Annotated in this window: 5 protein-coding genes; all 5 read right to left on the bottom strand. The window is 56.6% G+C overall.

Going from position 1 to position 6,588, the window contains the following annotated elements:
• Positions 1-1,789: excinuclease ABC subunit UvrC (uvrC, locus tag ACH2EH_RS02080; protein WP_395138401.1), on the bottom strand; the 1,789-nt coding region annotated here is incomplete at its 3' end.
• 35 nt (positions 1,790-1,824) lie between these two features.
• Positions 1,825-2,307, bottom strand: coding sequence for a hypothetical protein (locus tag ACH2EH_RS02075; RefSeq protein WP_395138398.1), 483 nt, complete (start codon positions 2,305-2,307; stop codon positions 1,825-1,827).
• Between the two features lie 37 nt (positions 2,308-2,344).
• Positions 2,345-2,929, bottom strand: coding sequence for a Uma2 family endonuclease (locus ACH2EH_RS02070; RefSeq protein WP_395138395.1), 585 nt, complete (start codon positions 2,927-2,929; stop codon positions 2,345-2,347).
• Between the two features lie 49 nt (positions 2,930-2,978).
• On the bottom strand, positions 2,979-4,412 hold the full coding sequence (locus ACH2EH_RS02065; protein WP_395138392.1) for a hypothetical protein: 1,434 nt from the start codon (positions 4,410-4,412) through the stop codon (positions 2,979-2,981).
• Positions 4,413-4,506: 94 nt separating this feature from the next.
• On the bottom strand, positions 4,507-6,588 hold a 2,082-nt coding region (locus tag ACH2EH_RS02060; RefSeq protein ID WP_395138390.1), incomplete at its 5' end, for a glucosidase.

The following is a 6,588-nucleotide window of genomic DNA, read 5'->3' as shown; positions in this document are numbered from 1 at the left end:
CTTTGGCAAGTTCGACCGCGCTGGCTTTCTTCATCTTGGCGACACTGCCAAAGAACTTGAGGAGGTTCTTGCGGCGTAGCGGGCCGATTCCGGGGATCTCATCCAGAATACTCATGTTGGCGGCGCTGCCTCGGACATTTCTATGGTAGGTAATTGCCCATCTATGGACTTCATCGCGGACCCGCTGGAGCAAAAAGAGGGCGGGGGCGTTTCGGGGGAACTCGATGGGCTCGTGGGCACCGGACTGAAAGACCTGCTCGTACTGTTTGGCGAGGCCGATCATGGGAAAGTCGTAGCCGAACTGCTTCATGGCGTCCTGCGCCGCAGAGAGCTGGCCCTTGCCACCGTCCACGATGATCAAATCCGGGCGCTGGGTGAACTTGGTATTGCCCTCGGCCATCTGCGCGAAGCGGCGCGTGAGCACCTCGAACATCATCGCGAAGTCGTTGGGGGTGTTGTCCGGGAGGCTTGCGATCTTGAATCTGCGGTACTCGCTCTTCTTGGGCTTGCCCCGCTCAAAGACCACCATCCCACCGACGGCATGGCGGCCCTGAATGTTGGAGTTATCGTAGGCCTCGATCCGCGTGAGTGGGTTATTGGGCATTCCGAGCGCCGTCGCCAGCTCGCCCAGAGCGCTGTCAATGCGGCTCTGCTCCGCCGCCGAGGCCGCACGCAGTTGTGTGAGTGCCTGCTCGGCATTGGCAGACGCCAGCTCCATGAGGCGTTTTTTCTCGCCGCGCTCCGGCACGGATATCGTCACTTTCGCGCCGCGTTTTTGCCGTAGCCAGCTCTCGATGATCTCTAGCTCCTCGACGTGTGCGGGCAGAAGGATCTCACTGGGGACGTAGCTCGCATCCTGGTAGTAGCGCTTGAGAAACTCGCCGGTCGCCTCCGCCACGCCGTCTTCCGCGCCGTCTAGGAGAAAGTGCTCCTGCCCGATGAGCTTGCCACCCCGGATAAAGAACATCTGCACCGCCGCGCCCGTCTCATCCGCGACTACCGCCATCACGTCCTGGTCGCCCGTCGTGGTGCTGACCACTTTCTGCCGCTCGACAATCGTGTTGATAGCCACCAGTTGATCCCGCAGCTTCGCCGCGCGCTCGAACTCTAAGTTTTCGGCGGCGGTCTCCATCTTGGCTTGGAGATTCTTCGCAAGGCTATCCTGCCGTCCCTGGAGAAAAACCTCCGTGTCTTTCACCGTCTGGGCGTAGCGCTCTTTATCCGCGAGCCCCGCACACGGCGCTTCGGGGCAGCGGCCCATGTGGTGGTACAGACACGGCTTCTGCTCGCGCTTATTGGTCCACTCCTTCTTGCAGGTGACGAGAGGGAAAACGCGGTAGATCAGATCCACGGACTCGCGCACCGCCGCGCCGTTCGTGTAGGGCCCAAAGTACTTATTCCCATCACCTTGCTTTACTCTACGGGTGATCAAGACCCTCGGAAACGGCTCGCTGGTCGTGAGCATGAGATAGGGGTACTGCTTGTCATCTCTGAGCCGCACATTGTACTTCGGCTGGTGCTTCTTAATCAGATTGCACTCAAGGATCAGCGCCTCCAGCTCCGTGTCGGTCAGCACCCAGTCCATGTCCACGATATGCGACACCAGCCGCCGCGTCTTGGGGGTGTGATTGGCCGATTTCTGGAAGTACGAGCGCACCCGGTTTCGTAGGTTAATCGCCTTACCCACATAGATAATTTGCCCCTCGACATCTTTGTAGAGATAGCACCCTGGATTGGTAGGCAGGTTCTTGAGCTTCTCCTCAAGCGTCAGCGGCACAGACGAAGACATGGTGAACTATTGTACCCTCGTGTTCGGGTTACCAATTACCAAATTGGTTCCATACTGTTTTCTGCCAGAAACTTCTCAGTATCCTGTTTTGTCTGCAACTCCACCCACTGTTTTTTGCCTTCCCAGTACCGACCAAAGTCAATCGCTTCATGAATGGGCGGCTGATTGAAAAAGATGCGTCGAAAGCTTTTTGGTTCGTGTCCCAGTGTACGTGGGATTTCCTTTGGGCCAAGGAGTGAGCCTCCCCAGCACTTACCATTACCATCCAAGATTTCGACCAAGCACAACTGCCCCGACATAAGCTTTCGCACCGTTCGCAGGGCCTCGATGAGGTTTCTTCGTTCGTCTCCCCAGCGGTCATAGTGGGCGTGCCATTGGGCAAACCCTAGCGGATCGAGAAAGAGGATGTCTTCATCAAACCAGAGCTCTATCGAGGGCCAGGAAGAGTCGCTCGGGTTGATATGGAAGATACAAGAGTGGTATGCTTTGTCAAGGTGTATCTGGGTACGCTGCTCCAAAGTAATGTCTTCCCACCGGAGTTTGCGTCTTAGTTGCTCAAGAGAGAGGATGCTCATCTGATTGGTTAAGAAACTCCAGCCCCTCGTAGATTTGTGCCAGGGGAACTTGTAGACCCAGTGCCTCAATCTCCATAATCTCGCTTATCGTTTCCCATTCTTGCGCTTGCCAGGCATCGTCTTTGCGGCTCCAGCACTCCACTAAAATCCGATCTTGTGAGACAAAGATAATGGCTTTCAGGCCGGGCAGGCTCCGGTAGCGCCGGAACTTTTCTCCCCTGTCAAAGGCTTCGGTGGACTCGGAGAGAACCTCAAAGATCACGGTGGGGTTGAGAATGGTGTCACGGCGGGCATTGAAGAAAAGTGGGGGAGAGCAGAGAATCATGGCATCGGGATAGAGAAACGTGGCCCCGATCTGCACCTTCAGTCCTTCTGTGCGAACTCGACAAGGGGGCTTCAGTGCGGTGGCACAGGCTGTTACCAGGTTTGTCGAGAGCTGATTGTGCTCATCGGACATTCCTACCATAGCGTAGATACTTCCTGCGACATACTCATAGCGCTCGGTTTGAGCCTTCTCCCAGGCTAGGTACTCCTCAAGATTTAGTAGCTTTTCCGCCGTTGCCATGACCACAGTATACCCTCTCAGGCTTGTTCAAAAGGCTGGGGCAATGCGCTTAGCGACTAGGGTTTGGAACGTGGATGCCGATTCCGACAGAAAACCCTCCGCCATTGGCGAAGCGTAGCTCAAAGCCGCTTCTGCCCGAGGTCGAGGATAGAATTGATCCTGCGAGATCGGGCTTTTGCGAGGAATCATGTGCTACAGCGTTTCCCAGGAGCTCATCCCCGACTTGCTCTAGCTCTTTGAAGATCAGGGCATCACTGAGCGCGACTTTTTGCACAGGCGTGAGGTTTGCAACTGGTAGCGACTCTTTTTCACCGATGGCTCTGGCGACAACCTCATAGCCCCTATGAAGGCGGCTGTTACTCTTTTGCATGAGATCCGCCATGATCTTGCCCCTCGAGGGAGGCAGGGTCGGGTAGAGGGGATTGATCGTGTCCTCGGGATAGCGTGCGGAAAGATAGCGCTGAACGCTCGTTGGAAGTGCCTGAAATATCGCCTTGCCTAGGCTCTCGCGGGTGACGGCGGGGAGGGCTGGTCGCAGAAGAAGAATCTCCCGTTTCTCACCTTCGCCGCGACGTTGTAGCAGCCAGCCATTGCACTTGGCAAGAGCGCGAAGTAGGGGAAGTGTAGGCTCTTTGGCAATAAAAAATGCCGGATGCAGTGCTAGCTCTGGGGAGACGCGAAGCCCTTCCGTGGCTCTCAAGGTTTGAGTAAAACGTCCCCATGTTAAAATCGCGGCTTGCTCCGGGCTCTCCTGCGGCCAAGCGGGATTGGCAATGGGGTGTGGATTTCCCAGGAAGGGCGCGATGGCGTTGCGCGACTTGGGTAGCTCGCGATTGATCCAGATCACGCCTCGTGTTGCTAAATGAAGCGTGGCGGTGGGCAGAGCACTCAGTGTCTGCTCTAGCTGGTTTGCTTTGAAAAGAATCGAGCTGAAGTTTTCTTGAAAAAGGAGAGTTTCAAACTGCTTACGATGTTCAGGGCTGAGCTGCTGAAGCGGGAGACCCTTCGTGTTGAGAAGCGCTTGCTGCGGCTGGGGTAGCGTGAGTGCAAAGCTCTGGAGCGACCTCGTAAAGCTCGTTTGTGTCGGAGCCGCATCTAGGGCTGCACACAGTTTCAGAATGTCCCGCAGGCTCGCGGTAAACTCATCGGCAGAAATCTCTGGGGTGCTCTCGGGCTGCTTAAACTGCTGGACAAAGACAAGCGTGCCGTTTTCATTACTCCAGGTAAAATCAAACTCTCTCGCCAGAGTATCCAGCGCCTGTGGCAGTAGCCCCGTCGCCAGCTTCACTGTTTTTGCGCGGGGGATTCCCTCAACCACAACGGCACGCCCCGTCTGCTTGTGCACCTGAAGCAAGACCTCCACGAAACTCAGCTCCGTCGCTGGAAAAGTGAGTGTCTCTGTCTGTGCCTGCGTAGGAATTGAACTGCTAAAAGACAAGGCTCCAAGAAAGCCTCCAACAAGAGAACGACGGTGTACTTTCATAGGAGCATTTTACCTGCCTCACACCATGAAAGATTATGATGTCGCGGAGCGACTTTGTGGCGCTTGCGCCAGAAGCGAAGCGCGCCCGCCTCGTTCATGAGGCCTGGGCAATCAGCTTCGCCACGAGGGCGGTCCAGCCGGTCTGATGATTTGCTCCCAGGCCCGCGCCCGTGTCGCCGTGGAAGTATTCGTGGAAGAGATAGTGCGGGTGGCTGGGGTCGCGCTGGATCAGAGAGATCAGGCGGTGCGACAGATCCGTGGCGACACCCCAGAGGTCGGTGTCGCCCCAGGGGAAGCTTGTGCCATAGGCGTAGTCGAACTTTTGCAGCGACTCGATTAAGAGATAGTTCAGGGGCATCCAGATCGGGCCGCGCCAGTTGGAGTTGCCGCCAAAGAGCCCGCTGGTGGAGTCGCCTGGGTCGTAGGACACTCGGTACTCCTGGCCGCCGACTGTGAGCGCAAACGGATGCTGCTGGTGCCAGGCGGAGAGCGAGCGAATCCCAAACTCTGAGAGGAACTCATTGGGATCGAGTGCGCGGGTGAGAATGCGGCGCAGGCGCTCCGGGCCAACGAGTGAGAAGATCACGCGCTCGCTCTGGCCCGGAGCAGCGAGGTGCGCGACTTCGGCGCAGAGCCTGGGCTTGTGCGCCATGAACCACTTCAGCCGCTTCATAAAGCCAGGCACCCGTGCGAGCGTCTCGCTATCGAATACCTCTACCGCAAAGAGGGGAATCAGCCCGACAATCGAGCGCACCGGAAGCCGCTGTGTCGAGCCATCGGGCAGGCGCAGGGCATCGTAGAACCAGCCATCTGTTTCGTCCCAGAGCACGCCGGAGTGATTGAACGCATGGGCGATATAGACAAAATGCTCGGCGAACTTGGTGGCGACATCCTCGTAGGTCGGGTCGGTTTTGCACAGCTCCAGCGCAATGGCCAGCATGTTCAGCGAGAACATCGCCATCCACGCCGTGCCATCGCACTGCTCCAGGGTTCCGCCCGTAGGCAGCGGCGCACTCCGATCAAAGACTCCGATATTGTCTAGCCCCAGAAAGCCTCCCTCGAAGAGATTGTTGTCCTTAGCGTCTTTGCGGTTCACCCACCAGGTGAAGTTTAGCAGCAGCTTATGGAAAATCTTCTCTAAAAATACCGTGTCACCGGGTTCGTCGCGGCGCTTGCCTAGGCGCTTGCGCTCGATTTTATAGACACGTAAGGCTGCCCAGGCATGCACCGGGGGATTGACATCCTCAAAGGCCCACTCATAGGCGGGGAGCTGGCCGCTCGGGTGCATGTACCACTCCCGGCAGAGCAAGAGAAGCTGGTGCTTAGCAAACTCCGGGTCTATCTGTGCGAAGGGAATCATGTGAAACGCTAGATCCCACGCGGCGAACCAGGGGTACTCCCATGTATCGGGCATGGAGAGAATATCAGCGGCGTTAAACGTGCGCCAAGCGCTGTTTCGGGCGGATTTTCTCTGCTCGGGTGGTGCAGGTTGCCCTGGATCGCCGTCGAGCCAGCGCTCCACATCGAGAGTGTAGTACTGCTTGCTCCAGATAAGCCCGGCAAAGGCTTCCCGCTGCACTTGTTTTTGAGTGGGCGTCGCCTGGGGCGGAGCCAGCGCTGCATAGAACTCGTCTGCCTCTTGCTTTCGCTGTTGCATCACAAGCTTTAACAATGGCATATCCAGCCGAGAGCGTGACTCCGAAGATATTTGTGGCGTTGTGATTTTTTTTAGACGAAGCCAAACCGATTTGCTTGAGTTCGTGGGAACCAAAATCTGTTCGACAAAACAAGCCTTCGTGCCCATGTCCCGACTCTCACACGCATTATCTTGAGTGTTTATTAATTTATTCCCGAAGGCATCTTTCTTATCCTGTGTGTTATCTAAGGTTTTCCATAGTTTAGGGGAGTTACTTTCGTTGTGGGTGAGCCATGCAGCCGACGGATGCGTCGCTTCCAGTGTGTAGCTTCCCAGCTTCTCATGCTGAGCCAGCAAAACAGACTCGCTGAGGCGTGTGATCTCGGGGCGTGGTGTCTCTGAAGACCAGCTCCAGGTATTGCGGAACCAGAGAGTCGGCAGTATCCAGAGGGGAGCATCCTCGGGCCCCGCGTTGTGCGCCGTGATGCAGACGATAATATCGTCGGTGTCGGCCTTGGCATACTCCACGGTCACCTCAAA

Origin of the sequence: Armatimonas sp. (assembly GCF_043760365.1) — a bacterium.
Taxonomy (GTDB): domain Bacteria; phylum Armatimonadota; class Armatimonadia; order Armatimonadales; family Armatimonadaceae; genus Armatimonas.
Note: the sequence above shows the minus strand (reverse complement) of the source record. Positions and strands in the feature narration are given on the sequence as shown.

What these genes read in the sequence shown, in the direction of transcription:
- ACH2EH_RS02070 (WP_395138395.1), bottom strand. Translation starts at nt 2,929, where the DNA reads ATGGCAACGGCGGAAAAGCTACTAAATCTTGAGGAGTACCTAGCCTGG.
- ACH2EH_RS02065 (WP_395138392.1), bottom strand. Translation starts at nt 4,412, where the DNA reads ATGAAAGTACACCGTCGTTCTCTTGTTGGAGGCTTTCTTGGAGCCTTG.